This window comes from Sphingobacterium sp. E70 (assembly GCF_019285695.1).
GTDB lineage: Bacteria > Bacteroidota > Bacteroidia > Sphingobacteriales > Sphingobacteriaceae > Sphingobacterium > Sphingobacterium detergens.
On sequence record NZ_CP079104.1, the window covers coordinates 4,805,019 to 4,831,547 of the forward strand.

The 26,529-nt window shown below is 41.2% G+C and carries 39 protein-coding genes and 5 pseudogenes; 35 read left to right on the forward strand and 9 right to left on the reverse strand.

Translation table 11 applies throughout. The features are described 5' to 3' along the window. Positions 1–170: 170 nt before the first annotated feature. From KUH03_RS34285 to KUH03_RS34370, 18 genes are all read left to right on the forward strand, one after another. Entirely contained in the window at positions 171–1,073 is a 903-nt protein-coding gene (locus KUH03_RS34285) for a glycoside hydrolase family 76 protein (protein WP_257088907.1), read from the forward strand. A 76-nt stretch (positions 1,074–1,149) separates the two neighbouring features. Then, complete coding sequence (locus KUH03_RS34290; protein ID WP_257097606.1) at positions 1,150–1,626, forward strand: glycoside hydrolase family 76 protein; 477 nt, start codon at positions 1,150–1,152, stop codon at positions 1,624–1,626. A 124-nt stretch (positions 1,627–1,750) separates the two neighbouring features. Then, a complete protein-coding gene (locus KUH03_RS34295) occupies positions 1,751–1,969 on the forward strand; it encodes a carboxypeptidase-like regulatory domain-containing protein (RefSeq protein ID WP_257088909.1) in 219 nt (72 codons plus the stop codon). Then, a complete protein-coding gene (locus KUH03_RS34300; protein WP_257088911.1) occupies positions 1,927–2,379 on the forward strand; it encodes a TonB-dependent receptor plug domain-containing protein in 453 nt (150 codons plus the stop codon). The genes KUH03_RS34295 and KUH03_RS34300 overlap by 43 nt, the downstream gene beginning before the upstream one ends. 26 nt (positions 2,380–2,405) lie before the next feature. Then, entirely contained in the window at positions 2,406–2,477 is a 72-nt protein-coding gene (locus KUH03_RS49625; RefSeq protein ID WP_373564876.1) for a hypothetical protein, read from the forward strand. 828 nt (positions 2,478–3,305) lie between these two features. Further along, positions 3,306–3,704 (forward strand): TonB-dependent receptor, encoded by a 399-nt coding sequence (locus KUH03_RS34310; RefSeq protein WP_257088915.1) that lies wholly within the window; start codon positions 3,306–3,308, stop codon positions 3,702–3,704. Then, positions 3,611–4,450 (forward strand): TonB-dependent receptor, encoded by an 840-nt coding sequence (locus tag KUH03_RS34315; protein WP_257088917.1) that lies wholly within the window; start codon positions 3,611–3,613, stop codon positions 4,448–4,450. Before KUH03_RS34310 ends, KUH03_RS34315 begins: the two co-directional genes overlap by 94 nt. Before the next feature lie 29 nt (positions 4,451–4,479). After that, on the forward strand, positions 4,480–4,923 hold the full coding sequence (locus tag KUH03_RS34320; protein WP_257088919.1) for a hypothetical protein: 444 nt from the start codon (positions 4,480–4,482) through the stop codon (positions 4,921–4,923). Positions 4,924–4,945: 22 nt separating this feature from the next. Further along, the gene (locus tag KUH03_RS34325) at positions 4,946–5,419 is read left to right on the forward strand and encodes a RagB/SusD family nutrient uptake outer membrane protein (RefSeq protein WP_257088922.1); all 474 of its coding nucleotides are present in this window, start codon (positions 4,946–4,948) and stop codon (positions 5,417–5,419) included. After that, the gene (locus tag KUH03_RS34330; RefSeq protein WP_257088924.1) at positions 5,416–5,907 is read left to right on the forward strand and encodes a hypothetical protein; all 492 of its coding nucleotides are present in this window, start codon (positions 5,416–5,418) and stop codon (positions 5,905–5,907) included. Before KUH03_RS34325 ends, KUH03_RS34330 begins: the two co-directional genes overlap by 4 nt. Then, positions 5,904–6,209, forward strand: coding sequence for a hypothetical protein (locus tag KUH03_RS34335; protein ID WP_257088926.1), 306 nt, complete (start codon positions 5,904–5,906; stop codon positions 6,207–6,209). Before KUH03_RS34330 ends, KUH03_RS34335 begins: the two co-directional genes overlap by 4 nt. Positions 6,210–6,351: 142 nt before the next feature. After that, the gene (locus KUH03_RS34340) at positions 6,352–6,882 is read left to right on the forward strand and encodes a RagB/SusD family nutrient uptake outer membrane protein (RefSeq protein ID WP_257088929.1); all 531 of its coding nucleotides are present in this window, start codon (positions 6,352–6,354) and stop codon (positions 6,880–6,882) included. 334 nt (positions 6,883–7,216) lie between these two features. Continuing rightward, positions 7,217–7,939, forward strand: coding sequence for a DUF3823 domain-containing protein (locus KUH03_RS34345; protein WP_257088931.1), 723 nt, complete (start codon positions 7,217–7,219; stop codon positions 7,937–7,939). A gap of 176 nt (positions 7,940–8,115) precedes the next feature. After that, the gene (locus KUH03_RS34350) at positions 8,116–8,307 is read left to right on the forward strand and encodes a hypothetical protein (protein WP_257088933.1); all 192 of its coding nucleotides are present in this window, start codon (positions 8,116–8,118) and stop codon (positions 8,305–8,307) included. Positions 8,308–8,399: 92 nt separating this feature from the next. Then, complete coding sequence (locus KUH03_RS34355) at positions 8,400–9,230, forward strand: hypothetical protein (protein WP_257088935.1); 831 nt, start codon at positions 8,400–8,402, stop codon at positions 9,228–9,230. Then, positions 9,227–9,790, forward strand: coding sequence for a hypothetical protein (locus KUH03_RS34360; RefSeq protein ID WP_257088937.1), 564 nt, complete (start codon positions 9,227–9,229; stop codon positions 9,788–9,790). Before KUH03_RS34355 ends, KUH03_RS34360 begins: the two co-directional genes overlap by 4 nt. Next, positions 9,781–9,933 carry a hypothetical protein gene (locus tag KUH03_RS34365; protein WP_257088939.1) on the forward strand — a complete coding sequence of 51 codons (153 nt, stop codon included), beginning with the start codon at positions 9,781–9,783 and terminating at the stop codon, positions 9,931–9,933. Before KUH03_RS34360 ends, KUH03_RS34365 begins: the two co-directional genes overlap by 10 nt. A gap of 138 nt (positions 9,934–10,071) precedes the next feature. Continuing rightward, positions 10,072–10,284, forward strand: a complete 213-nt coding sequence (locus tag KUH03_RS34370) for a hypothetical protein (protein WP_257088941.1) — start codon at positions 10,072–10,074, stop codon at positions 10,282–10,284. 326 nt (positions 10,285–10,610) lie between these two features. On the opposite strand, the gene KUH03_RS34375 is transcribed toward KUH03_RS34370, so the two are convergent. From KUH03_RS34375 to KUH03_RS34405, 7 genes and pseudogenes are all read right to left on the reverse strand, one after another. Then, on the reverse strand, positions 10,611–11,021 hold the full coding sequence (locus tag KUH03_RS34375; protein ID WP_257088943.1) for an AraC family transcriptional regulator: 411 nt from the start codon (positions 11,019–11,021) through the stop codon (positions 10,611–10,613). A 66-nt stretch (positions 11,022–11,087) separates the two neighbouring features. Further along, positions 11,088–11,377, reverse strand: a pseudogene (locus tag KUH03_RS34380) (response regulator); the annotation flags it as partial. A 2-nt stretch (positions 11,378–11,379) separates the two neighbouring features. Next, positions 11,380–11,763 carry a sensor histidine kinase KdpD gene (locus KUH03_RS34385; protein WP_257097608.1) on the reverse strand — a complete coding sequence of 128 codons (384 nt, stop codon included), beginning with the start codon at positions 11,761–11,763 and terminating at the stop codon, positions 11,380–11,382. 111 nt (positions 11,764–11,874) lie between these two features. After that, positions 11,875–12,396 (reverse strand): annotated as a pseudogene (locus tag KUH03_RS34390) (triple tyrosine motif-containing protein); the annotation flags it as partial. 213 nt (positions 12,397–12,609) lie between these two features. Next, positions 12,610–13,311, reverse strand: a complete 702-nt coding sequence (locus tag KUH03_RS34395) for a two-component regulator propeller domain-containing protein (protein WP_257088947.1) — start codon at positions 13,309–13,311, stop codon at positions 12,610–12,612. Then, positions 13,284–14,099, reverse strand: coding sequence for a two-component regulator propeller domain-containing protein (locus KUH03_RS34400; RefSeq protein WP_257088948.1), 816 nt, complete (start codon positions 14,097–14,099; stop codon positions 13,284–13,286). The genes KUH03_RS34395 and KUH03_RS34400 overlap by 28 nt, the downstream gene beginning before the upstream one ends. A gap of 163 nt (positions 14,100–14,262) precedes the next feature. Next, positions 14,263–14,529 carry a two-component regulator propeller domain-containing protein gene (locus KUH03_RS34405; protein ID WP_257088950.1) on the reverse strand — a complete coding sequence of 89 codons (267 nt, stop codon included), beginning with the start codon at positions 14,527–14,529 and terminating at the stop codon, positions 14,263–14,265. Positions 14,530–14,917: 388 nt separating this feature from the next. Between KUH03_RS34405 and KUH03_RS34410 the strand changes: the two are divergent. The 8 genes and pseudogenes from KUH03_RS34410 (at position 14,918) to KUH03_RS34435 (ending at position 21,120) form a co-directional block, all read left to right on the forward strand. Beyond that, positions 14,918–15,804 (forward strand): annotated as a pseudogene (locus KUH03_RS34410) (aldose epimerase family protein). Beyond that, positions 15,780–15,857: pseudogene (locus tag KUH03_RS49630) on the forward strand (hypothetical protein); the annotation flags it as partial. The pseudogenes KUH03_RS34410 and KUH03_RS49630, both read left to right, overlap by 25 nt. A gap of 414 nt (positions 15,858–16,271) precedes the next feature. After that, positions 16,272–17,197 (forward strand): annotated as a pseudogene (locus tag KUH03_RS49635) (beta-L-arabinofuranosidase domain-containing protein); the annotation flags it as partial. 72 nt (positions 17,198–17,269) lie between these two features. Next, positions 17,270–17,929 (forward strand): hypothetical protein, encoded by a 660-nt coding sequence (locus KUH03_RS49640; protein ID WP_373564877.1) that lies wholly within the window; start codon positions 17,270–17,272, stop codon positions 17,927–17,929. 188 nt (positions 17,930–18,117) lie between these two features. Continuing rightward, positions 18,118–18,840, forward strand: coding sequence for a sugar-binding domain-containing protein (locus KUH03_RS34420; RefSeq protein WP_257088952.1), 723 nt, complete (start codon positions 18,118–18,120; stop codon positions 18,838–18,840). 26 nt (positions 18,841–18,866) lie between these two features. Continuing rightward, positions 18,867–19,928: a glycoside hydrolase family 2 TIM barrel-domain containing protein gene (locus KUH03_RS34425; RefSeq protein WP_257088954.1), complete on the forward strand. Its 1,062-nt coding sequence runs from the start codon at positions 18,867–18,869 to the stop codon at positions 19,926–19,928. A 101-nt stretch (positions 19,929–20,029) separates the two neighbouring features. Continuing rightward, positions 20,030–20,824, forward strand: a complete 795-nt coding sequence (locus tag KUH03_RS34430) for a family 43 glycosylhydrolase (protein ID WP_257088956.1) — start codon at positions 20,030–20,032, stop codon at positions 20,822–20,824. Then, on the forward strand, positions 20,824–21,120 hold the full coding sequence (locus KUH03_RS34435; protein WP_257088958.1) for a hypothetical protein: 297 nt from the start codon (positions 20,824–20,826) through the stop codon (positions 21,118–21,120). Before KUH03_RS34430 ends, KUH03_RS34435 begins: the two co-directional genes overlap by 1 nt. A gap of 184 nt (positions 21,121–21,304) precedes the next feature. Here KUH03_RS34435 and KUH03_RS34440 read toward each other — a convergent pair whose 3' ends face one another. After that, entirely contained in the window at positions 21,305–21,733 is a 429-nt protein-coding gene (locus KUH03_RS34440) for an alpha/beta hydrolase (RefSeq protein WP_257088960.1), read from the reverse strand. Beyond that, positions 21,726–22,250, reverse strand: a complete 525-nt coding sequence (locus tag KUH03_RS34445; protein ID WP_257088962.1) for an alpha/beta hydrolase — start codon at positions 22,248–22,250, stop codon at positions 21,726–21,728. The genes KUH03_RS34440 and KUH03_RS34445 overlap by 8 nt, the downstream gene beginning before the upstream one ends. Positions 22,251–22,559: 309 nt before the next feature. Between KUH03_RS34445 and KUH03_RS34450 the strand changes: the two genes are divergently transcribed. The 9 genes from KUH03_RS34450 to KUH03_RS34490 all read left to right on the forward strand — a co-directional run bounded on the left by KUH03_RS34450 (position 22,560) and on the right by KUH03_RS34490 (position 26,516). After that, a complete protein-coding gene (locus tag KUH03_RS34450) occupies positions 22,560–22,751 on the forward strand; it encodes a hypothetical protein (protein ID WP_257088964.1) in 192 nt (63 codons plus the stop codon). A 29-nt stretch (positions 22,752–22,780) separates the two neighbouring features. Next, positions 22,781–23,005 (forward strand): hypothetical protein, encoded by a 225-nt coding sequence (locus KUH03_RS34455; protein WP_257088966.1) that lies wholly within the window; start codon positions 22,781–22,783, stop codon positions 23,003–23,005. A gap of 35 nt (positions 23,006–23,040) precedes the next feature. Further along, entirely contained in the window at positions 23,041–23,979 is a 939-nt protein-coding gene (locus KUH03_RS34460; RefSeq protein WP_257088967.1) for an ankyrin repeat domain-containing protein, read from the forward strand. A 93-nt stretch (positions 23,980–24,072) separates the two neighbouring features. Continuing rightward, entirely contained in the window at positions 24,073–24,558 is a 486-nt protein-coding gene (locus KUH03_RS34465; protein ID WP_257088969.1) for a DUF2271 domain-containing protein, read from the forward strand. A gap of 312 nt (positions 24,559–24,870) precedes the next feature. After that, positions 24,871–25,335 (forward strand): PepSY-associated TM helix domain-containing protein, encoded by a 465-nt coding sequence (locus tag KUH03_RS34470; RefSeq protein ID WP_257088971.1) that lies wholly within the window; start codon positions 24,871–24,873, stop codon positions 25,333–25,335. After that, a complete protein-coding gene (locus tag KUH03_RS34475) occupies positions 25,296–25,685 on the forward strand; it encodes a hypothetical protein (protein ID WP_257088973.1) in 390 nt (129 codons plus the stop codon). The genes KUH03_RS34470 and KUH03_RS34475 overlap by 40 nt, the downstream gene beginning before the upstream one ends. Next, positions 25,682–25,921: a flavodoxin family protein gene (locus KUH03_RS34480; protein WP_257088975.1), complete on the forward strand. Its 240-nt coding sequence runs from the start codon at positions 25,682–25,684 to the stop codon at positions 25,919–25,921. Before KUH03_RS34475 ends, KUH03_RS34480 begins: the two co-directional genes overlap by 4 nt. Next, positions 25,906–26,133, forward strand: a complete 228-nt coding sequence (locus KUH03_RS34485) for a hypothetical protein (protein WP_257088977.1) — start codon at positions 25,906–25,908, stop codon at positions 26,131–26,133. The genes KUH03_RS34480 and KUH03_RS34485 overlap by 16 nt, the downstream gene beginning before the upstream one ends. Further along, complete coding sequence (locus tag KUH03_RS34490) at positions 26,130–26,516, forward strand: hypothetical protein (protein WP_257088979.1); 387 nt, start codon at positions 26,130–26,132, stop codon at positions 26,514–26,516. Before KUH03_RS34485 ends, KUH03_RS34490 begins: the two co-directional genes overlap by 4 nt. Positions 26,517–26,529 lie beyond the last annotated feature (13 nt).

Here is a 26,529-nt window from a genome sequence, read left to right on the forward strand (position 1 = left end):
GCCTCCCAAATGAGGGGAGGTGAGGAAATAAAATAGAGGGTTATCGTTTTATTTTTGCATTTTAACCCAATTTTAACCCAAAAATTAATCAACCGACTTTACCTTGCGTTAGAATTCCTCCCGATATTTTCGGTAGAAATTCGAACTAATTATAAATCGGAATCTTACTTATGAAAGTCTTTAAAAAGCTGCAATTTATTTTTGTTGCTTCCGTATCCATGCTGATGGTGCGGCAAGTTCAAGCTGAAACTCAAATTTCTTTTTCCGTTGACAATATCAAAAGCGATCAGGCTCGGCAGGATCAAAACCTAGTACGTGCAATGGCGCTCTTGGACCGGTCAATGGAAGTTTATTTCTCTGCAGACGGAAAGTCTATGCATCGTTTCTACAATCCCGATACGGAGGTGCGCTCGGAGGAAAAGGCAAGTGTGTGGATGTACTCTGCTTCGATAGAGGCTGTCAATGCAATCTTACATGGACTTAAAGCTCAAAAGGAAAGAGGAAATCATAACCTATTTGACAAACATTACAAGCGTTACGCGGATTTATTGGTCCAGCTTCACGAAAATGCCGCTTATTATTTAGGAACATTTAATCTTATTTCTTTTACACAGAGCAAAGACTGGACGGTTTATGCTGTGGATCGTGCAAAGGCAAAGGGTGCAGCAAATGTAACTGGGGTATTAAATGTCTATGATGATCAAATGTGGCTAATTCGGGAACTGATTGAAGCCTATCACCTGACAGGAAAAGAGCGCTATTTAAAGGAGGCAGAATACCTAACCACCTATGTATTGGATGGGTGGGACTGCACACTAGATGATAAGGGCAATGAAAATGGTGGAATTCCCTGGGGACCGGGCTACGTGACCAAACATGCCTGTAGCAATGCGCCCATGATCAGTCCATTGGTGTGGCTACATGAAATCTATAAGAAAAAGAACGATCAGATCACATACAACTATATTGATGCCGGAGATAAGCAGTCGCGTCGTTCTAAAATGCTGCGAAAAGCTGATTTTTATTTGGATTTTGCTAAAAGGATTTATGCTTGGCAAAAGATCATTTATTGAACAGTAAAGGTGTTTACGATGATATGATGGGGACTGTTATCCCGATTGCAGTATTGTCTATGAAATCGTCAATGGTATAAAGTATCGCAAAAATACCCAATTAAGGAAAGCCGTTGGAACCTCATTTTCCTATAACAGTGGAACCATGATTTCTGGCGCCGCTGATCTGTACCGGGCGACCCGATCTAAGGTCTATTTGGAGGATGGAAAGAAGCTGAGCGATGCCAGTTTTCAATACTTTGCCAAACTAGGTTCACAGGTACCAGCGCATTATACCTATGCTTCCGATGGGTTCAACAATTGGTTTAACGGCGTATTACTAAGGGGATTTTTTCAGATTTCTCCTGTCTTCGACAAAGCTGGACATTATATGGACTCATTCCAGCAGAATTTGGACTATGGATATGCCCATTTTTTACGTTCCGGTTTATTGCCGCCAGATCTTCTTGGTGGATGGCATATAGACAAAGACAAAAATAACCTGGAGGGAATGTTCATGTTCACTTATGCGGCACAGTATGCAATGTTGTCCCAATACCAGATCGAAAAATAGCAAGATGAAGTAAAAGGATCGACGTATACAATTGTGATACCAAAAAAATACCAATAAAACCAGGCTTGCGAGCCTAAAAAATACATCAGATAGCTTAATCACTATTTAAAACCAAATTATAAATATGAAAAAGGATTTAGGGAAATCAAGGCGGCGACTTAGCACACTGCTTGTGCTGATGGCGCTGGGTATTCCGTCCATGAGTTGGGCGCAGCAGAAAAATGTCAGCGGAAAAGTACTTGATAGTAACAATAAGCCTATCGCTGGGGTAACGGTTTTGTCCAGAATGCGGGTACACGTGTGGAAACCACTACCAGTGCAGATGGTAGTTATACGATCGTAGTTCCAGAAGGAAAGAAGCTTTTATTTAAATCGCTAGGTTTTAGTGCGAAGGAAGAGATTACAGATGGGAAAACCACGATTAATGTAATCCTGGAAAACGATGATACGCAATTGGAGACCGTTGTTGTCGTCGGTTACGGTACGCAGCGGAAGCAGTCGCTGACGGGCGCTATTGCATCCGTGAAGGGGACGGAGATGAGGCAGACGAAGAATGAAAACCCACAAAATATGTTGGCGGGACGTATCCCTGGTGTTCGCGTATGGCAGAAAAGCGCCGAACCGGGAGCATATAGTGCCAATTTCGATATCCGTGGTCTCGGAGCTCCGTTAGTTGTGATCGATGGGGTACCACGTACAAGCGAAGATTTTCAGCGCCTGAACCCGAGCGATATTGAAGAGGTTTCGGTCTAAAAGATGCATCCGCGGCTATTTATGGCGTGCGGTCTGCAAATGGTGTCGTGTTGGTCACAACAAAAAGGGAAAAGAAGGAAAACCACAGTCAGCTATAATGGCTCCTATACTTTTCAAAAGCCTTCTGGCATGCCTGTATTGGCCGATGCGATCAGTGCAATGACGATCTACAATGAGAAATCCATGAACAACATCAATGGTGGAAGTCCAGTGTATACCGAAAAAGACTTTGAAGATTTTAGAAATGGAACAAGACGCTCGTCGGATTGGACTTCATTGATCTTTTCAAAATATGCACCACAGACACAACATGACATTAGTTTTTCGGGTGGAAGCAATAAAGTGCAGTACTATATTGGTGGTGGTTATTCCTATCAACAAGGCTTCTTTAAATCGGGTGATCTCAACTACAATAAATACAATTTGCGTTCGAATATCTCAGCAGAACTGGCCAAGGGATTGAAATTGGATTTGAACATCAGTGGCATGGCCGATCAGCAAAATAGTCCCTACACAAGTTCGGTTGACATTATTCGAAACTATTGGAAACAGGGGATGTTGTTTGCCGCGTATGCAGATCCCGAAAATACCTTGTTAAATTATGAAGGTCTAGATTTGGAGCAAAATACCGTGGCGATGATGGATGCGGATATTTCTGGTTATCGCAAATTCAAAAAGAAAACCTTTCAGTCCTCAGCTGCATTGAATTATGACCTGAGTTATTTATCTCCGATTCTTCAAGGGTTTTCCGCAAAGGCATTGATTGGTTATGATTATCGTGCAGATAACAATTCCATGTTCAGAAAGGAATATTATCAATATGCCTTGAATAAAACGACCAATAAATATGATCAGAAACTCTATAACTTGAGTAGCCCAAATCAAATGAAACGGGAGTTTTTGATAAACAACAGGTCTTAGGTCAATTGATATTAAATTACGATCGTACGTTTGGCGATCAGCATAAAGTATCGGGACTTGTGGGATGGGAATCACAAAAGAACGATGGCGATAACTTCTATGGCCTGAAAAATCTTGCTTTTGGTTCCGACCAATTGCTCGCAGGTGTAGAAGATGGCCAAATGACCTCCATGTATGGTGGTATCAGTGATTATTATAACGAAGCGAAGTCGGCCCTATTCGGGCGGGTTAATTATGATTTTGCGGGTAGATATATTGCCGAATTCCAATTTAGATATGACGGCTCCTCCCGTTTTGCCAAAGGGCATCAATGGGGATTTTTCCCTCGGCTTCTTTGGGATGGCGGATATCCGAGGAACCATTTTTCAAATCTATTGAGGCGCTCTCCTTTGTCAATCAACTAAAATTTCGAGGTAGCTATGGTGTGCTAGGGGATGACTTATCCTCTTCTTGGGATTTTGGTTGGGTACCCGGCTATGTTTATCCTGCGATGAGCGGAAATGCTGAAAATGGCTACAATAATCAATATGCACCAGGATATATTTTTGGTGATAAATATATCACCGGCGTAAGTCGGAAAGCTATCGCCAATGAATCAATTACTTGGTATAAAGCGAAAACATTCAATGTTGGTTTAGATTTCGAGGGATGGAATGGGCTGTTTGGTTTTACATTGGACTATTTTGAACGCACACGATCGGGGCTATTTCAGCGTCGCACGAGTGAATTTCCAACTGTGATTGGTGCAACGGCTCCCATGGAAAATGCCAATAGCGATCGCCATATGGGATTAGAATTGGAACTGAAACACCGCAATAAAATCAACGATTTCTCATACAATGTTCGAGCAATAGCGACTGTGACCAGAAATAAATACCTGACCGCCGTCCAAAATGGCCCCTATAAAAACTCATATGACCGTTGGCGCAATGACAACTTCAACAATAGATATCAAGGGATTCAATTTGGTTATGAATCGGCTGGAAGATTTGAGAATTGGGAAGATATTTGGACTTACCGATTTATAAGGAACGTGATGTATTACCTGGAGACTATAAATACCTGGACTGGAATGGAGATGGCGAAATTAACGGTCAGGATGAACATCCTTTTGCATTCGACCAGACTCCGTGGCTTAACTATAGCATGAATCTCGAAACCGCTTACAAGAATTTCGATATGAATATATTGTTTCAGGGATCGGCGTTGGGTTCGATGGAATATAAAGAACCACTTTATGCGATCTGGGGATCCAATGGTGGTGGAACGTTAGAGCAGTATCTTGATCGCTGGCATCCTGTGAATCCTTCCGCTGATCCCTACGATCCGGCGACAGAATGGGTGAAAGGCTACTATGGTTTTACAGGTAGATACCCGAAATCAAATTCTGAATTCAATCGGGTGAGTACATCCTATTTACGCTTAAAAAGTATAGAAATGGGCTATACCTTTTCAAATTTAAAACCTTCGTCATCCATGCGTCTCCGAGTTTATGCCAATGCCTATAATTTATTCACGATTACAGGTGTACGATTTGTAGACCCTGAGCATCCTGATGATAACCTAGGTCGTATGTATCCATTGAACAAGACTTATTCACTGGGTTTATCACTTACTTTTTAGCATTCACTAAAAAAATATTACAATGAAAAAAATACTCATTATACTATCATTAGTTGGCTCAATCGGACTTACAGGTTGCGCTGATCTAGATATTACACCTAAAAATATTGTAACGGACCAAGACCTATTGAATACACCCGCTGGTATGGATATTTATATGGCCAGGATGTACAGTTTAATGCCTTTTGAAGATTTCAAATACATGGCACAATGGGGGATTGAATTCAACAGCTGGCTGGCTGCCATTGGCATTGAAGGAACCGGTGAAGCTGTGACCAGGGATGGTATCAGCACCTCTTTTACAGGTGAAAGGACTGCTTATTGGGGAAGAGCATTCGAATTACTTCGCGATGCAAATCATCTAATTGAAACCCTGCCCAATTACAAGGATAAATTTTCAGAAGAACTTTATAATCATTATCTGGGCGAAGGATATTACGTTCGGGCGACCGTATTTTATGCGATGGCTAGACGTTTTGGGGGAATTCCTTGGTGACCAAGGAACTACAATACCCGAATACATTGGAAAACTTGGAGATACCCCGTTCGAGTGAAGAAGATACCTGGAACCAGATCTTGAAAGATTATGATGAAGCAATCAAATTAATGCTTCCAAAGGGCCCTAAATCTGGCTATTCCAACAAGTTCGTAGCCCTTTCTTTTAAATCCGAAGCGATGCTCTACGCAGGAAGTGTGGCCAAATACAACGAAACTGTTTCTGGTCGCTTGACAGGACTAGGCCGTAAAACTGGTGTCCGTGTCATCGGATTTGACGCCAGCACAGCAAAGGCAGCATCACAGAAGTATTTTGCAGAAGCTTATTCGGCTGCACGGCAGGTGATGACAGCAGGGGCTATTCACTTTATAAAAAGAAATGGGCAGCGAACGATAAGGAGGCACAATATCAAAATATGGTGGATATGTTTAGTGACCTCAGTAGTCCTGAAAATATCTATGTCAAAGAATATGTCTATCCAACGTTGACACATAGTTTTGATGCCTTTAGTTCACCTTTCACGTTTAGATCTCCACTTTCGGCAGGTACCTGCCCGACAGTAGATTTTATGGAATTGTTTGATGGATTTGACAAGTATCCGGATGGAACAGTCAAAGTGACTACTGGACAAAGCAACAGGGAAGGGGAATATAAGCTGTACGACAAACCAATGGATTTCTTTAAAAATGCGGAGCCTAGATTACGTGCCTATGTTATTTTTCCGGATGATATCTTCAAGCAAAGAAAATGGATATACGAGCAGGGGTTTATACTGGTCAAACTCCTGTAAAGCCTCTATTTACAGATTATTCCTATGCAACAGCTGACACGCGCTATCAACAGTTGGGGGCCTACACAGGATCACCAAAAACCTTGTATCTGAGCCCAAGAGATGGTAGCGGACAACAAACAGTGGATTACAATGGACAAAAATGAATGCCGCTGGCAACGAAGGACCATTCTTTGATAATGGTGAAGCAACCCTAACAGGCTTTTATGTACGTAAATGGCTCAATACAAATCCAGCCAAAGAAGTTGGAGAAGGAAAATCTGACCAACCTTTTATTTTGATGCGTTACGCGGAGGTATTATTGAATGCCGCCGAAGCAGCCGTTGAACTCAAAATGTTGGGCGCTAGTCCGGCGGATGGAAGCGACCTGCTGCAAACGGCGACCACCGCGGTCAATGAAATTCGTACACGGGCAGGAGCAGATCTTTTAGCAGGCACGATTTCAGGAGATAATACAGGCCGAGATATTGTTCGGAGAGAGCGTCGTAAGGAACTAGCATTTGAACATAAGGCGAAATGGGATTTACGTCGCTGGCGCGTGCTGCATTTTGAAGGCCGGGACGGTTTCTGGGGAACACAAAAGGATAAAAATCTATACAGTAACAACGAGAACTTTAGGTTCAGAGGATTGTATCCGTTTTTTTTCCACAGCAACAGGGAAATATTTCTTTGATGCACGGTTTCAATGGGTAAGTACCAAAACGTTTCGGTACACACCTGTAGACTATTATTTTGAAATACCAGGTGACGAGGTGGCTAAAAGTCCAAAAATAGATCAGCAGCCTAATCGATAGTCAAGAAATTGTGCTGAGCATGTTCATGTTCCAGCACAACTTGTCGGGAAGGAGTGAAATTTAATAAAGCAATAACTGGTGGAACTAAATTCTAAAAGTCTAAGCCACCACTAAACGTATAAAAAATGAAAATAGCATTTTAAGCGCACTGGGTATACTATGTATGTTGAGTTCGTGTAGTCTTTTTGAGGCAGATAACTATGAGGCCCCGCCGTGGAATTGAAAGGCATAGTCGTCGACGCACAAACGGGTGCACCGGTATTGACCGATCAGGGTAGTGAAGGCATCCGCGTTCGATTGACCGAGCTTAGTTGGGGAGATAATGTGGAACACAATCCTGACTTCTATTGCATGCCTGACGGAACATTCCAAAATACTAAACTGTTTAAGGGAAATTATAATATCACCGTTGATGGCCCATTTATCCCTTTGGTACGCACAGACGGAGACGGTAAGGTACTGTCAGACGATAGCAAAAATATGGAGCTGAATGGTTCACATGAAATAAAAATGGAAGTTCACCCCTTTCTTAAAGTGGAATGGGTTGGCGATCCAGTTGTTGAAAATGGAAAGATAAAAGCGAAAGTCAAGGTCACCCGTGCTGTAACTGAGCAGTTTTTTCGTGATAAGATCGAGCCACTAGGAAATTACAATCCAGATTTTTTAAATGTTACAGATATACAGCTCTTTGTTAGCTATTCCGCCACGGTTGGATATCGTGCACGAGATGAACGCTGGTCGAGCAAAATCGAATACAACGGCGATAGCTTCAAGACAAAGTTAGGGCAGGTTATTGATATAGTGTCTACTGGTGAAATTCCGAAGGGACGTACGGTCTTTGTTCGTGCAGCCTCCCGTATCAACTATGATACTCCGCGTGGAACGGGCAATCGTAGATGGAACTACAATGAAGCCAAACGAGTAGATATCCCATAAGAAAATCAATACACATGTTGAACCGTCCTGTTTAAGCTCTCATGGATGAAAATGAATCTTAAATAAGGACGGTTCCATTTGAGCAAATCATAAAAGGAACCAACCCGCTTATTTAAAATAACAATTACAGATGCTCAATCAATAATTATTTCTAAGTGAAAAATAAACAATAGATTATGATAAAAACGAATATACTCGCCTTATTGTTGCTGGCAGCACTCACAGCGACCGCCCAAAAAGGAGATCCTGTAAAGACGACCTTTCAGAGCTCCCGAGAGTGGCGTCCGACAATTGACAACCGTGCAGATGCTGTCATGATATATGGAACCGGGGAAATCCTTCCGACAAATCCCGAAAATTCCGTTTGAAGAACGGGTAAAATCCTGGCGTGATAGGGGATATATTACGCATTTTATGACGGGTATTGCCTGGGGGAGTATCAGGATTATTTTACGGGAAAATGGGATGGAAAATGCACCTGGATGAGGGACAAGTTGATGTAAAAGGTGATACCATCTGGCATGGTCACATGGTTCCCTATATTGTCCCTACTGAAAATTATTTGAAATACATCAAGGAGATGCATGTCAAACGTGTTATTGATGCGGGGATTGATGCCATTTTTATGGAGGAACCCGAATTCTGGGCAAGGGCAGGTTATAGCGAATCATTTAAGAAGGAATGGAAAAAGTATTACGGTTTTGATTGGCGCCCACAGCACGAATCGCCTGAGAATACCTACTTATCCAATAAATTAAAGTACGCTTTGTACCTCAATGCACTGAATGAAGTCTTTACTTACGCCAAATCTTATGGGAAAACCAAAGGGATGGATGTAAAATGTTATGTGCCCACACATTCGTTGATCAATTATTCACAATGGATGATTGTCAGTCCTGAGGCAAGCTTGGCCTCGCTACCCTGTGTCGATGGATATATCGCACAGGTATGGACGGGGACTTCACGTGAACCCAATTATTTTAATGGTGTGGCGAAAGAACGGGTTTTCGAAACAGCATTTTTAGAGTACGGCGCAATGGAATCCATGACTGCACCGACCGGAAGAAAGATGTTTTTTCTGACGGACCCGATCGAAGATTGGCCTCGTGACTGGGCAGATTACAAGAAAAACTATCAGGCGACTTTTACCGCGCAACTTTTATATCCGAATATTGCCGATTATGAAGTCATGCCCTGGCCCGAACGAATCTATGAAGGATTGTATAAAACAAGCGCCAAGAGTGACCAAAGGAAAAAATACCGCGGCATTATTCGACCCAGATGCAGGTGATGATCAATAGTCTGAATAGCATGCCCAAAACCACCAGTAAAGTGTCCGGATCGACAGGGATCAGCATTCTGGTGGCAAATTCACTGATGTTTCAACGTTTTCCGACACATGCCGGATACGACGATCCACAATTGGCCAATTTTTACGGACTTGCTCTTCCTTTCTTAAAACGCGGTGTTCCCGTTAAAACAGTTCATCTGGAGAATTTGGCTGTCAAGAATGCCTTAGCTGAGACAAAGGTGCTGTTGATGTCGTATTCCAATATGAAGCCCTTAGCTCCCGAGGCCCATCAATATCTTGCGGACTGGGTAAAAAATGGGGCGTACTTATATATTGTGCGACGGATCTCGATCCCTTTCAATCCGTCCAGGAATGGTGGAATACAAATGGCAACCAATATCAAAGACCATCAGATCATTTATTTGAAAAAATGGGCTTGCGGGATGGGATGGCTAAGGAGGGGCAATATAGCTACGGAAAAGGTACTTTCTATGTTTTGCGTTCAGATCCCAAAGAATTTGTTGTCAAGCCGAACAACAGTCAGAAACTGTTGGATCTGACTAAAAGTCTTTACGATGCTAGGAGCAAATCTGGGAAACTTCAATTTAAAAACTATTTTACATTGACAAGGGGTATCTATGACCTGATCGCTGTATTGGATGAGAGTGTGAGCAATCAGCCTTATCAGGTTAAGGGAATTTAATCGATCTTTTTGATCCGACTCTACCAATTGTTACCTCGAAAAATATCCAACCGAATGAACAGTGCCTGTTTGTCAATATAGATCATGTAGCAAATAAACAAAAGCCGCAGGTATTGGCATCGGCAAGTCGTATTTACGATGAAAAATCGACGGGCCATCAATACTCATTTACGGCTAAAAGCCCGATCAATACCACAAACATTTCACGGATATTATTACCCGGCAAACCAAAGAGCCTTGTCGTGGATAAAAGGAAGTTTTGCAGAAGCAAATTGGGATACGAAAACAAAAACCTATCTGCTGGAATTTGAAAATAGCCCCGAGGGTGTATACGTGGATATCAAATGGTAGCATATTAGATCGCTTGAATTTTATTATAATGAAAGAGACTGTGCCATCCATATAAAAAGGAGGATATAAAACACGATGCGGTAAACTTGGGACGAAATAAGCCTTAGTTGCCGTATCAGATAGCAAAAAACCAGATTCGAGAGAATCTGGTTTTTTTGTGGATAACTGAATTCAGAATACCAGTATGAAGCTGTTTCAAGTCAGGTTCTTTGCGATTGTTTCAATCAGATAGCTACAATGATCCGCGGTTAAATTTTCAGTTCGAAGATGAGTACATGTTTAACGGAAATCGCGATTCTAACCGAAGCTACCATCCGAAAAGAATATTACTTCGATTGCGATTCCTGGAATTCCGTCGGGCTGAGTCCAAATTGTTTTTGGAAATTTCGGGAAAAATGTGTTGCCGAACTATAGCCTAATAAATTGGAAATTTCGTAGACTTTATATTGTCGTAAACTAAGCAGTTCCGCCGCTTTCCGAAGCCTGGTCAGATTGATTAGTTCATTTGGAGAGAGGCTCGACACCATATTGATTTTTCGATACAGTGTTGGTCTACTCATGCAGAGTATATCCGCCATTCTATCGACATTAAATTGCGGGTCATCCAAATGTTGCATAATGATTTCCTCTATCCTGAGCAGGAAATCCTGATCGTTTTGGTTCTGTCCGATTTGCTGGATTTGAGACATCGGATTCTTGATGAAAAATTCCTTGACTTTAATCCTATTTTTCAGCAAGCTGGCAATTTGTGCCCGTAGAAATGCGGGCGAAAAAGGTTTTTCGATATATGCATCAGCACCATATTCCAGGCCTTGAATCTTTGATTCTATACTGTTTTTTGCTGTTAATAGAATAACAGGAATATGTGCGTAAGCGATGTTTTCTTTAATTTTTGGCAGAGTTCATAGCCATCCATTTCGGGCATCATCACGTCACTGATGATCAAATCAAAGTATTCAGATGCAAGTAGATCCAAGGCCTCATTTCCATTTGTACTTGTGGTGATATGGTAATCCTCATTGAGGTCATCTGCAATAAATTCAAGTAATTCAGCATGGTCATCTACCACTAATAAATTGGCTTTTGCATTCATAATTATTGGTTTGAGTTGTGGTTTAGTGGTAAAGTTAAGCGGAATACATTCCAATGAAAATTTTCAACATCATACACTAAACTGCCCTGATGTTTTAAAACCAGGGATCTGGTTAACGCCAGGCCTAAACCACTGCCTGGAATGTTCTTGTTTTGTTTTAAGCGATTGAATGGTTCGAAAATTCTTTCCCTTTCCTCCGAAGGAATTAATGCACCGTCGTTTTTCACCGTCAATATAGCAATATTTTTCTGTTTATCCAGCTCTAAATTCACTTCAATGACCTTTGATGAGTACTTTAGGGCATTATTGAACAAGTTATAACAGATCTTTTCAAAAGCATCTATCGCAACCGAACCAATGATATCAGGCGTGATTAAAACCTGCATACTCTTCCCTTGCGCTTGGATAGTGACACCAAAATCGTTGCTGATTTTTTGCACCGTCTGGCTAATATTTGCCAGCTCAAAATGTAATTTAAAACCCTCGGTTTCGACCTGTCTAAAATCCAGCAACTCATTGCTGAGTGCAATTAGTTTTTCCGTATTGTTCTGCATGGTCAAAAGCAGCTTATCTGTTACGGGATTGTGTTCGACTTTGTTCATGAGTTTTTCCAAAGGTGCTTTAATCAATGTTAATGGTGTACGTATCTCATGCACTACATCCGTATAAAAATTGATTTTTGCCCGATAGAGCTCCTGTTCCCGAAGATTCTGCACCGTAAGCAAATGTTGGCGGTTACGTTGTTTTATCTTTTCATTAAAATGATAAATAATAAATATAATCAGGCCAATGAGAATGAGCGTATAGCAGATATACGCTGGTATGCTTGCCCAAATAGGCGGCAGAATAACAATTTTAAGACTTGCAGCAGTGGGGATGACATTTCCATTGGGATCTTCAGCTTTGACGGTAAAAACATAACTCCCCGGTGCGAGTTTAGTGAAATACACCCGTTGATTGCCGGTGATATCAACCCAATTGTTATCAAGACCTTCCATCTTATAGCTGTAATGAACAGAATGGGGGCCTGATAATGAAGTGCCGCCACATCGAGACTAAACGATGATTCATCATGTTTCAATTGAATCTTATCCGTAAATAAAATGGATTTCGAAAGTATATGCCCGTCTGTATACTGATTGATTGCTCTGTTATTGATGTAAAGGTTGGTGACATAGATCGGGATCCGGGTATTGTAATCGATCTGATTGAGTTTTTTGGATCGAAACGGATCAAACCATTGATTGTTCCAAAGTAAAAACGACCATCGCCATCGTCAAATGCAGAATTGTAATTAAACTGAATGGAAGGTAGGCCAGATTCCAGGTTGAAAATCCTTTTTTTCCATTCGATAAATGATAACGGACGAGCCCTTTGGAAGTACTTACCCAAAGATTGTTTTGCTGGTCTTCGAGAATCGCCAAGATCACATTACTGGGCATTCCTTCTTTTATACCAATCTTTTCAAAACCTTCACCTGTGGGAAGTTTTTTTGCCATACCACCTTCTGTGGCAATCCAGATCTGTTTTTTAGAATCTTCAAATAGACTATTGATGCGGTTGTTGGGGAGAGAGCTCGGATTGTCCTTTTGATGCGTATAATGCTTGAGATCTCCATTATTGGGATTATAGCAATATAAGCCATCTCGCCAGGTACCCAGCCAGATATTTCCCTGTTTATCTTCAAGCACGGTCGTATAAAACATATATTCCGGAACGTTGCGCATCAAATGAAAGGATTTTTTGGCGAAATCAAAACGATATAAACCTCGGGTGGAAGCTGCCAAAATTTCGCCCTTCCTAGTTTTATACAGGTAAAAGAGAAAATTACTCTGTAACTCGGGATTAGGGGAACTATTTCGATCGATATGGTAAACAACTTTTTCCTGTATGGGATCGAAAATATCTAAGCCATTGACGAAAGTTCCGACCAATAATTTATTGTCATAGGGCAGGATGCCATGAATATTATTGTTGGCCAGATTTCCCTTTTCTCAGAGAAATTTTGAATCTGTCCTGAGCTGGGATCTAGCTTGGACAAACCACCATTTTCGGTTCCGATCCAGACCTTGCCTGTCGGGTCTTTGGTAATGATACGTACGACCGAACCTTTTAAGCTACCGGGTTTGTCCTGAGGTAAAAACTTTTCAATAATGCTGTTGTTCTTGTGATAGTAGTTGACTCCACCAAAGTACGTACCGATCCAGATTCCTTGATCTTTGTCCTGCAGGATATTGTAAACCGCGTTGTCGGAAATACCCCATGGATTTTCCTGTTCTTTCTGAATATTGATAAAGCTCTGGTCAGCAATTTGATAAATAAATAATCCTGATTCGGTCGCAAACCAATATTCAGTATCATTCGGCTGGAGGATATCGCGGACATAGAGAAATTGCTTTAGTCGCTCTGGACCAAGCATAGATTTTAAAGTTTTTTCCTTAAAATCGTAAACATAAACGCCAGATTTAGAGGTGCCGATCATGAGTTCCCCTTTGCGGTTCTCTGTGATTTTTTCTATGCTGAACCAATCTTTTGAACCATATTTTACCTGAAAATCCAACAGGAGTGCGGGCTTATCCGAACTATTGATCTGGAAGATTTTGCCTTCTGGAGTACCATAGAAGATGGTCCCATTTTTTGTACAGCTTACTGCGGTAATATAAAGATCAGATGTGGTAATCTGTTTGATTTCATTGTTGATCAGATTGTGGTAGTAAAGCATCCCATTGGATATAAACCAGATCCTTTTTCTTTGGTCCGTAATGATAACGGGTACATCTGCATGCTCAAACTGTTTGCTTAATAACTTAAACTGTTCGTCGACAGGATTGTAACAATAGATCCCCTGATCGGTTCCTATCCAGATTCTTTTTTGAAATCCTCTTTCAGGGAGATAATGTTATTGCCTCTAAACTATTCTTGTCAGAAGCCGAGGCATCAAAATGTTTGAAACTATTTCCATCAAAGCGATTTAAGCCATCCTTCGTGCCAAACCAAAGAAATCCATAGCTATCTTGCATACTACAGATCACTGCATTGTTTGAAAGCCCCTCATTAATCTGATAATGGTTGAAGTAATAGGGCTGTGCCTGGATCAGAAAAGGAAACAGCAACAAGAAAGATAGAAAACGGACCGGCTTAAGGTTGATCATGATCATTTGGTTATTGATACAAAATAGCTCAAAATTGAAACAATTTAATCCCAAAAAAATAAAAAAATTAGGATTTTAGTATTTGTATTGTAACCAATAAAATTATAAAAATATAAAACAACACATTTGTCATTCAATAAAGATTATAAACCATTAAATCATAACAAATGAAAGGAAAATTGATGTTGCTGGGTATTGCTGGTATACTTAGTTATTGTTGCCTGTCTTGTCAGCAAACGAATAGTTCAAAAACCACCCCAAACGACAGTGTCGCAGCCTTGATGGACACTTCATCATTTAGCACAACGATTGATACGAAAAAGTCTATTTATACGAATTAACCAATAAGAATGGTGTACAGGCCTATTTTACAAATTATGGAGCACGACTGGTTGGCCTTTGGGTGCCCGATAATAAGGGGAAATTGTGTGATGTGGTTTTGGGATTCGCGAAAGCCAGTGATTACAATAATCCCAAAGAACCATTTTTCGGAACAATTGTAGGGCCTTTTGGCAATCGGATTGCAAAAGGAAAATTTAAATTGGATGATAAGAGCTATACATTGGCGGTGAATAATGGTCCGAATACATTGCATGGCGGTTTTAAGGGCGTACATTTTGCGCATTGGATCTTAAAGAAGGCCGATCAGTCATCCCTTACTTTCACCTATACATTGCCGGATGGTCAGGAAGGGTTTCGGGTAATATTCAGATGGAAGTTACCTATTCGCTGAATGACAATAATGAATTGATGATTGCTTATCGTGCCGAAACAGATAAAAAAACAGTCATTAACTTAACAAATCACGCTTACTTTAATCTGAATGGAGAGGGTAGTGGTACAATACTAGGCCATCAACTTCAATTGTTTGCTAATCAATATACGCCCGTTGACAGTACATTGATACCTACTGGCCAATTGATAGCGGTGAAAGGAACTCCTTTCGATTTTACTGCGCCCAAGGCGATCGGAAAAGATATCAATACCAATGATCAGCAACTCAGTTATGGGAAAGGTTATGACCATAATTTTGTATTGAACAAAGACAAAGAGGGTGAATGGTATAAAGCCGCACATGTTGTAGGTGATAAATCCGGTATTGTTATGGATATCTTGACGAATGAACCGGGGATCCAATTCTATAGTGGCAATTTTATGAATGAGCAAGTGCAGTTGAAAAACGGGAAAAGGATTCATTCCGAACAGCTTTCTGTCTCGAACCACAGCATTTTCCAGATGCACCAAATCAACCCAACTTTCCAACGACAGTTGTAAGTCCTGGACAAGTCTATCAAACGAAATCCCTGTATCGTTTTTCGGTAAAATAATACATATTAATAATGATTGGTTTTGGAAGTACATCTCGATAGAGATGTGCTTTCTTCTATTGATACAAATAGGCAGTGTTTTGAGAAAAATCAATCATCTAACTCATTGATTAAAGTTTAATTTTGGGTAATCAGTTATAAAACTAATCAAGCCAATAATGACAAAAAAATAGGCCTATTATCTTATTTAATTGGAATTTGTTTTCTAAGTTCAGCGCAAAACAATGCCGTAATCGCTGTTGATCAGCTACCGGTTGAAGGGAAGAATTTAAACTATATTAATAACCGTTTACCATTAAAACAGAATGCGCTGCTGAAACTACCTGTGGGTAGCATTGTTCCTCAAGGTTGGTTGGGGAAATATTTGGAATTACAGAAAAATGGCCTTACGGGACATTTGGGAGAGATTAGCGCATGGTTATCCAAAAAAACAATGCCTGGTTGAGTTCGGATGGAAAAGGAGACTACGGCTGGGAAGAAGTTCCCTATTGGTTGAAAGGTTATGCAAACCTGGGCTATATTCTGAAAGATTCCAAAATAATAGCTGAATCAAAAATATGGTTGGAAGCAGCAATTAAAAGCCAACGTCCGGATGGTTACTTTGGGCCCTTGATGCTACGTAACAATAAACCGGATTTATGGGGTAATATGATTATGCTTTGGTGTTTGCAATCGTATTACGAATATAGCGCTGATCCACGTGTTCTGACCTTAATGACCAATTATTTTAAGTGGCAGGCAAGTCTACCTGATAGTTTTTTTCTAAAAGATTATTGGGAGAACAGTCGTGGTGGAGATAATTTATTGTCAGTCTATTGGCTTTATAATAGGACACAAGGGAATGAATGGCTAATGGATTTGGCCGATAAAATTCATCGCAATACAGCAAATTGGCGACAAAAGAATGATTTACCCAATTGGCACAATGTCAATATCGCACAGTGTTTCAGGGAGCCGGCTACCTACTACCTTAAGAGCCAATCAAGTGACGACCTGAAGGCGACCTATGCTAATTTTCACTTTGTCAGACAGGTATTCGGTCAGGTGCCGGGTGGCATGTTTGGTGCTGATGAAAATGCCCGTCCAGGGTATACAGACCCGCGGCAGGGCGTCGAAACCTGTGGCATGGTTGAACAAATGGCTTCCAATGAGATCCTGCTGGGAATAACAGGAGATCCTTTTGGGCTGATCATGCCGAAGATGTGGCCTTCAATACATATCCTGCAGCAGTAACAGCAGATTTTAAGGCACTACGTTATATCACTAGCCCCAATATGACCATTAGCGATAGCCACAATCATGCTCCGGGCATTGATAACAATGGTCCATTTTTGATGATGAATCCCTTTAGTTCACGTTGTTGCCAGCACAACCATAGTCAGGGATGGCCGTATTATGCGGAGCATCTCTATATGGCAACAAACGATAATGGTGTTGCGGCGGTATTATATGCAGCTTCCAATGCAGATATTAAGGTCGGAAATAATCAAAAGATCCGAATTCAACAAAGCTCTAATTATCCATTTGAAGAAGCTATTCGCTTTGTCATCGGAACAAACGGAAAGACAATTGATTTCCCATTTTACTTGCGGATTCCGGCTTGGGCAAAACAGGCGCAGATCAAAATTAATGGAAAGACAGAAAAGGTTGAATCGGGGGCAAAGTATATCCGGATTGATCGAAAATGGAAAGATAACGATCAGGTTGAACTTTCGCTGCCGATGTCCATTGTATTGAATACCTGGACAGCGAATAAAAATGCGGTGAGTATCCAGAGGGGACCATTGACCTACGCTTTGAAAATCAAGGAGAATTATGTGCAGAAGGATAGTAAAGCTTCTGCCATTGGAGACTCAAAATGGCAGGAAACAGCTGATCCGACAAAATGGCCTTCCTATGAGATCCTTCCGGCAAGTGATTGGAATTATGGTCTTGTTCAAAATCAGTTAACAGCACCGGATCAATTGAAGGTGGTCAAGCGGGCTTGGCCTAAAGATGCCTTCCCATTCGAAGCGGACGCAGTACCGATTTCCATTATGGTCAAAGCAAAAAAATTGATGGTTGGAAAATAGATGAAAATGGATTGACAGGGTATTGCCATTGAGCCCTGTAGCGAGTCAAGCTGCGGTACAGGAAGTAGAATTGATTCCTATGGGTGCCGCCCGCTTACGTATTGCGGCGTTTCCGACAGTAAAGTAATTAAAGATATAAATGACATAACGATTTTTATGATGAAGAAAACCTTATTTTTGCCAGTCTGATGATGGCTGCTCAACTGAATTTTGCGCAGGAATGGAAACCTGTTGGTTCACACATTCTGACTCCTTGGGGTGAAAAGGTAACAGCACAGAAGCCCCATCCAGAATACCCAAGACCGCAACTGGTGAGAACCAATAACTGGCAAAATTTAAACGGCTTATGGAAATATGCCATTACCCCAGTAAATACAAAAGAAATTCCTCAACAGTGGGATGGAAGTATCTTGGTTCCTTATGCTATAGAATCGGCACTTTCTGGGGTAGGTAAGGACGTTGGCAAGGATAAAGCCCTTTGGTATACGAATACGGTTACTTTGGACAAGTCTGTCAACAAAAACAATGTGTTGCTCCATTTTGGAGCGGTGGATTGGCAATGTGATGTCTATGTAAATAATCAATTGGTCGGAAGACATGAAGGTGGTTTCGATCCTTTTACGATGGATGTGACCTCTTATCTCAAAAAAGGAGCCAAGCAGGAAATTGCTCTTCGCGTATGGGATCCTACCGATGATGGACCACAACCGCGCGGTAAACAGGTTAACCGTCCCAATGGTATCTGGTATACACCGGTTACAGGGATATGGCAAACGGTATGGTTAGAGAGCGTACCAAAGTCTTACATTGTGAAAACAAAACAGACACCAAGATTAGATGAAGGTGTACTTGCTTTTCAGGCCACAGTAGCGGGGAGTCAAGCGGGGATGAAATCAAAGTTCGCGCATTAAATGGAACGCAAGTTATTAAAGAACAAGTGGGGCAACCAAATGCAGATTTTGAACTTTCTGTCCCAAATTTGGAAGCCTGGTCACCGAGTAATCCAAAACTTTATGACCTGGAAATTCAGTTACTTCGCAAGGGTAAGGTCATTGATCAAGCAAAAAGCTATTTTGCCATGCGTAAGATTTCAATGGAAAAAGACGAAAAGGGGATACAACGCATGCTGTTGAACAACAAGTTTACCTTTCAATATGGACCACTTGATCAGGGCTGGTGGCCTGATGGCTTGCATACAGCCCCTACGGATGAAGCTTTAAAATTTGATGTGATCAAGACAAAAGAAATGGGTTTCAATATGATCCGTAAGCATATTAAAGTTGAACCCGCACGCTGGTATCGTTATTGTGATAGTATCGGTATGCTTGTGTGGCAGGATATGCCAAGTGGTGACCTGGGAGGAAATCATTGGGATATGCAACCTGGGAAAATATCAGGTGGAAATCGGGATAAAGCACGTTCGCAGGAGTCAGAAGGATACTACAGAAAAGAATGGAAGACCATCATGGACGTGCTGCACAATTACCCGAGCATTGTGATCTGGGTACCTTTTAATGAAGCCTGGGGTCAGTTTAAGACAAAGGAGATTACCGAATGGACAATGGCCAATGATCCTTCCCGATTGGTAAACAGTGCCAGTGGTGGTAATTTTATGGAAACAGGTCATATACTGGATATACACAATTACCCGGATGCAGCGATGCCGGATCCAAAAATATTTGGTGCAAACCAGGTGCTGGCACTGGGCGAATTTGGTGGACTGGGGCTGCCCATAGATGGTCATTCCTGGCAGCAAAAGGATAACTGGGGCTACCAGAGCTTTAAAAATAAAACCGAACTTCTCGAACGATATAAGCAACTCATCCGTGATCTGACGCGATTAATTCCAATGGGATTGTCAGCTGCAGTTTATACACAGACCACAGATGTGGAGGTGGAAACCAATGGTTTAATGACTTATGATCGTAAGGTGGTAAAAATGCCTGAAGCGGAATTAAATACTGCCCATCAGGCCCTATATCAACCGCCAACGAAGTAAGTCAGTTAATGCTTGACTCCATCAATGGAGGCTGTAGCGGCTTAGAAATAATTTTCCAGATACAATGTGTGGAAGTATCGGGATAAAATAAAAATGATAAAATGTTGCAGTCAACCTTGCTAAAATATTGTAGTGGAGTTTTGTACCTGTGCCTGTTGAGCTCCTGTAAAAGTTCTTCAGGTTCAGGTGCACAAACTATAAAGACCACAGGGGCGTCCGTTAATAAGACGACCTATATAAATCCTGTTTTTGAACCGATACTTGCGGACCCTACGGTGGTACATGATCTGCAGAATAAGTTATTTTATGCTTATGGGACGGCGGACAACTGGGGTGATGGCAAAGGGCAGCGTCTAGTTTCTATTTTGCAATCCAAAGATTTGGTGCATTGGACCTGGATCGGGACAGCATTTTCGGCCAAACCAAACTGGAAGTCAGAAGGTGGGATTTGGGCTCCTGATGTGGTATTATTGAATGGAAAATATGTGATGTATTATGCGTACTCCACCTGGGGCGATCCTAATCCAGGTATTGGAGTAGCTGTAGCGGACAAGCCCGAAGGGCCATTTATAGATCGGGGCAAACTGTTCGATAGTAAATCGATCGATGTGCCTAATTCGATAGATCCCTATTTTTTTAGGGAAAAGAACCATAACTACCTCTTCTGGGGAAGTTTTAGCGATGCCGCTACGCAAGGAACTTATGGAGTATCTCTGGATAACGATGGAATGCAAGTACCCGATTTGAATAAGAAATTTAAAGTTGCAGCGGGTGATTTTGAAGCTGTGGTGATTCATAAAAGAAAAGGCTATTATTACTTTATCGGTTCAAAGGGATCCTGTTGCGAAGGTGAAAAAGTAGTTACCATGTACTCGTTGGTCGGTCGAAAAAATTGATGGGACCTTATTTGGATCGGGAAGGTCGTGATTTGGCCCAGAGGGGAAATGGAACCTTATTGCTGAAGGGGAATGATAAATTTGTTGGGACAGGGCATACTTCCCGGATTATAACCGATGATCAGGGCAATGATTGGTTACTTTATCACGCCATGGACCCTAAACGACCACGCGTTTCAACAGGGGGTAATCGTCGCATGCTATTATTGGATCAGGTAATTTGGAAAGAAGATTGGCCGATGATTGAAGGCGAGACAAGCAGTGTCATCGCGAAAAAGGCTCCGATATTTAAATAGATCTTAAAGTAATAGTTGATTAACCTTATAACCGTAATTGGGCAAATACTTCATCTCCATTGCAGTTTTCACGAGAAAATATGGTTGCTGAATCAAACGCAAGGATATTGTTAACCTGACTACTTTTTCGTCTTTGCTGTTGTGAAATGTCGATCAACCTATTCGCAGATGCTTCCGTAGGCGATTAGCTTAAATGCTCGTCAAGCCAATGATCAATGAACTGAAAGACTTCTTCCCTGCAATCTTCGTTGAGTATTTCGTGACGCATGCCTTCGTACAGTTTCACAGTAATATCGGTCTGTCCCTGCGTACGTAATTGGGTGGCGGTTTGTTCCACTCCCTTTCCGAAATCACCAATAGGGTCATCCTGTCCACTAATAAATAATAGGGGTAAACCTTTCGGAATGCGTTTTGTCAGTTCTTTATCTGTCGCACGTAGCGATAAACTCAATACGGTATAAAATCCATTGTTCGTAAATAAACCACCACATAAAGGGTCTTCAATAAAAGCAATGCGATTCGCTTTGTTGACACTTAGCCAGTTGCTGTTATTTTGATTGGGTTCATTTTTAAATCCGGCATTATTACGCTGATCAAATATGCTGTTAATCAATCGGCTTCGTTTTTAGGTGCAAAGGAGTTGAGAACAGCCAGCAGCATACGAAAAGCGGTGGATCCTTTTGTCGCGCGCCCGTCCCAACGATTATCGCCCCTTTAAAACGATCTCCTGCCTTTTGTAAGGCACAACGGGTAACAAAAGATCCCATTGAATGCCCCAAGATAAAATGGGGTTGATCGGGATAGCCCTGTTGCAAGACAGCGCTCATTGTTAACGCATCCTGTACCAATTGTTCCGCTGGATCAGATTGTTGAAAATACCCTAATCCATCCGCATTCACGGCCGTCTTCCCATGCCCCAACTGATCATAGCTGAGTACAGCAAAACCACGGTCAGCCAGATGATTGGCAAGCATTTGATACCGGCCACTATGTTCCTGCATGCCATGAACAATCAATATTGTCGCTAATACCGTTTGGTGCACAGGTTCAAATATACTGTAGAAGAGTTTATGGCTTGGTTTACCTTCAAAAGAACTTATTGGAAAAAGATTGGACGATACCGTATTCATTATGTCGCTTCCTTAGTGTAAGTGTAAACTAAGATAATTTTGTTGGATTTGCAAGTTGGGCTTGTCGAGGTTGGATAAAAAAATCCTAAAAGGGGAGTATAATGAGCAAATTTAGTCCGTATTAATTTTTAGTATCAGAATATTTTTTAGATTTGCAGTAATTTAGAATTAATTTAAATAAGCGATTAGTTCTTCGGTTTAATATTTGTATTCAGCTGAGGTTAGCAAGAGCCATACGAAATTCACAAACAGCTAGCGGGAATAGCGATTGTTCATGATGACTTCATTATCAATAAAAAATACGTTCTAATGAAAAAGACACTTTTAGCAGCTTTACTTTTAGCGGCATCTTATGCCCAAGCACAAACAAACTCATTGATGAATGGTGAGTTTTGGAAAGGTAAACCTACTTTGCCTACCGTCAAGGAGGAAATTACAAAAGGAAATAGCCCTTCACAACCCAATGCGGCATCTTTTGATCCCGTAACGATGGCAATCTAAATGGAGCTCCGACAGATGTTGTCAAATTCATGATTGAGCAAGAAGGGAACAGTGTAACGAAGAAAACACACCATAGCCGGAGCTATCTACATTGGGCTGCTTCAAGTGGTAATGCTGAGTTGGTGGATTATCTAATTGCAAAGGTTCGGATGTCAACTACCAAGATAGCCATGGCTATCCGATCGTTGCCTATGCTGCGTCGACAGGAAATACCAATACCGCTGTTTATGATGCTTTATTTAAAGCTGGAGTAGACCCAAAACAAAAATATGAAGGTGGAGCCACATTAATGATGCTGGCGGCTTCTGCGGATAAAGATCTTGCATTGACAGATTACTTTATCAAGAAGGGACTTTCTATACAAGATAAAGATGAATACGGCCGTGTCGTTACGGATTATGCAGCGAAATTAGGTAACATACCATTGGTCGAAAAGTTTATTGCCCGTGGTGTAAAACCGACAAACAATGCATTGTTTTTTGCTACACAGGGATCCAGACAAGCATCAAATGGACTGGAGACCTATACCTATTTGGTAGAGAAACTGAAATTGGATCCGAAGGCCATTAATAAAGATGGTGCGACTTTATTGCATGCACTTGTACGCCGTCCAGATATGGCGGTGATCAATTACTTTTTAAATAAGGGAGTTGATGTTGCAAAAGCGGATAACGAAGGCAATACAGCGCTTATGGTTGCGGCGAATGGCAAAGACGCAAAATTAGTGGAACTGCTACTTTCCAAAGCAAAGAATGTGAATGCTGTGAATGAAAAAGGTGAATCTGCATTGACCAAGGCGGTGGGTAATGGTACAGCTGAAGTCGCAGCGCTCTTGATTAAAAATGGTGCCGATACCAAATTATTGGACAAGGATGGTAACAACTTAGCTGTTTATTGGTTTAATTCTTTCAAAGAAGCTCCGCAGGGTGGGCGCCCACAACAGGGTACGCAATCCAATAGTCCTCAGGTAGATGATTTTAAAGAGAAATTAAGCGTGCTTAAAGCTGGTGGACTGGATGTCGTAGCACCACAGAAAAACGGTAGTACACTCTATCACTTGGCTGTAGCCAAGGAAAATTCAAACTTGATCCAGAAAGCAAGTGAATTGGGGGTAGACATCAACGCACAGGATAAAGAAGGAACCACAGCACTACATAAAGCAGCTTTGATTGCCAAAGACGATTCATTATTGAAAACACTGGTCGCTTTGGGAGCAAAAAAGAACTGAAAACCGAATTTGATGAAACCGCATACGATTTGGCCAAAGAAAATGACTTTTTGTCAAAAGGAAATGTACAGTTGGACTTTTTAAAATAATAAGATGAATACTATAATTAAGATCGCGCTAATCACACTTTTGTTTTCTGCAGTTTCTGTTAGCACATTTGCCCAAACGGGTAAGTATAAATGTATGATCCAAATGAACGCTTATCAAGGGGAGGGAGCTTATGTTGTTATTTCACTCATAAACCCGAAGGGGGCATACGATAAAACACTTGCCGTATTGGGGCCAGATAAACAATGGTATAACACATTGAAAGAATGGTATAAATTTCAGGCTAAAACCAAAGAAAAGCTGAGTGCAGTGACTGGTGCTTCCGTTGGTGGAGGTGATCGTGCGATGCGTACTTTGGAAATAGATGAGTCTAAATTTAACAAAGGGTATAAACTTCGCTTTGAATCCGCTGTCGAAGAACAGAAATATCATACTGCAGATGTAGAAATCCCATTAACAAAAGAGGCTATCACTGAAAAAGCAAATGGTAAGGGATACATTAAGCTTGTCAAATTAAATAAAGTACAATAAGAAAAAATGCTGGTATCTGTCTGGAGGTATGCACATTTAGCCTTAGCCCTTGTTTCTTCTGTTTTTTACTATTATTATCGGTCACGGGCGTAATTTTAGCCATTGACGCCGTCAATGAAAAAATACCACCCTATCGAATAGAAAATATAGATTCTTTGAATCTTTCGCAGACCATTACCAGTCTGCGAAAGGTTTATCCTGAAATTATTGAAATTTCGGTTGACCACAATCAATTTGTGAGCATTGACGCCATAGATGCTGAGGGAAATACTGTAAAAGGATATATTAACCCACAAACCGGCAAATATCTGGGTGCAAAAGAACAAAACTCAGTTTGTTCAATGGACTACGGCCCTGCATCGTTCCCTATTCTTAAAGGTAACCGGCCGAATCATTATTGGCATCGCTTCTTTTCTACTATTTTTGATTACAATCTCAGGTTTGGTGTTGATTATCAAACGTCAACAGGGCGTTCGACATTTCTTTGCCAAAATCAATCGGGATTTCTTCGCACAATATTTTCATGTTGTTTCAGGGCGGTTGTTTCTAATACCCATTTTAATTTTGGCTTTGACGGGGACCTATTTATTTATGGTCCGAATCGAACTGTTAAAGAAGACAAACCAAACGGTTGAATATCCCGTGAAGGAAAATGAGACCGAGGAGCTGGCGATAACCGATTTTCCGATCTTCAAAAAAACGAAGCTTAACGATGTAGTTAAGGTAGAGTTTCCTTTATGGAAGGAGATCCTGACGAATATTATGTTCTCAAACTGAAAGACCGCGAGTTGACCGTAAATCAATTGAACGGTGCCATACATAAAGAAGTCAAGTATCCCTTTACTGCACTTGCAGAACAATTTTCGCTCGACCTTCACACGGGTAAGACCAATATGATATGGGCCATCATTTTGGGGCTTGCATCACTGAATATTGTGTTTTTTATTTATACAGGTTTTGTCATTACCTTCAAACGTACACGAACAAAGATTAAGAATAAGTATAAGGCGGCCGACGCCGAAATTGTTATTCTGGTAGGTACTGAAAATGGAAGTACCTTTTTTTTTGCCAATCAGATTCACAAACAGCTGTTGGCGGATGGTAAAAATCACTTTTGCTTGGCATGAACCACTATCAGTATTTTCCAAAAGCAAAACATCTTTTGCTGTTTACGTCCACCTACGGTCTGGGAACAGCGCCTTCCAATGCGACTCAGTTTGAGAAAAAGCTGTTGGCCTATCCACAGCAGCAGTCGATTAATTTCTCTGTTCTCGGTTTTGGATCGAAAGCATACCCTGATTTTTGTGCTTATGCGTATGCAATAGACAAGTCGCTCAGTGAGCAAGCATGGCCTGCCGACTGATAGCCCTACATACGGTCAATGACAAAAGTGTTGATGAACTGATTTCATGGGTACATCATTGGAGTGAACATACCAATATTGCCTTGGCTTCTGCTCCAGCGATATACAGTTCCAAAGTTGTTGGATTGAAGAAATTTAAAGTTATGGCCAGATCAACTGTTTCAGAGAGCAACAGTACCTTTACACTTTTATTGAAACCTCTTGAAAAATGAAAGTGCAGTCCGGAGATTTGTTGGCCATCTATCCGGCGCAGGATCAACGGGAACGTTTCTATTCCATTGGATGTAAGGATGGGATGGTTCAATTGGTCGTCAAGCTATTTCCTGATGGTTTTGGCTCGGGATTTCTATACCAACTAAAAGTTGATCAGGTTCTGGAGGCGCGTGTCATGGCCAATCCAAGTTTTCATTTTCCCAAGGCAGCACCTGCTGTAGCCTTGATTGCAAATGGAACCGGTATTGCACCGTTTTTGGGTATGATTTCAGAAAATCAGTATAAAATACCTGTCAAACTCTATGCAGGCTTCCGCAAGAACAATGAGATGACAGCACAATATTTGGAATTTACCGATGAACAAAAAAACTGGGACAACTGAACGATGTACAGCT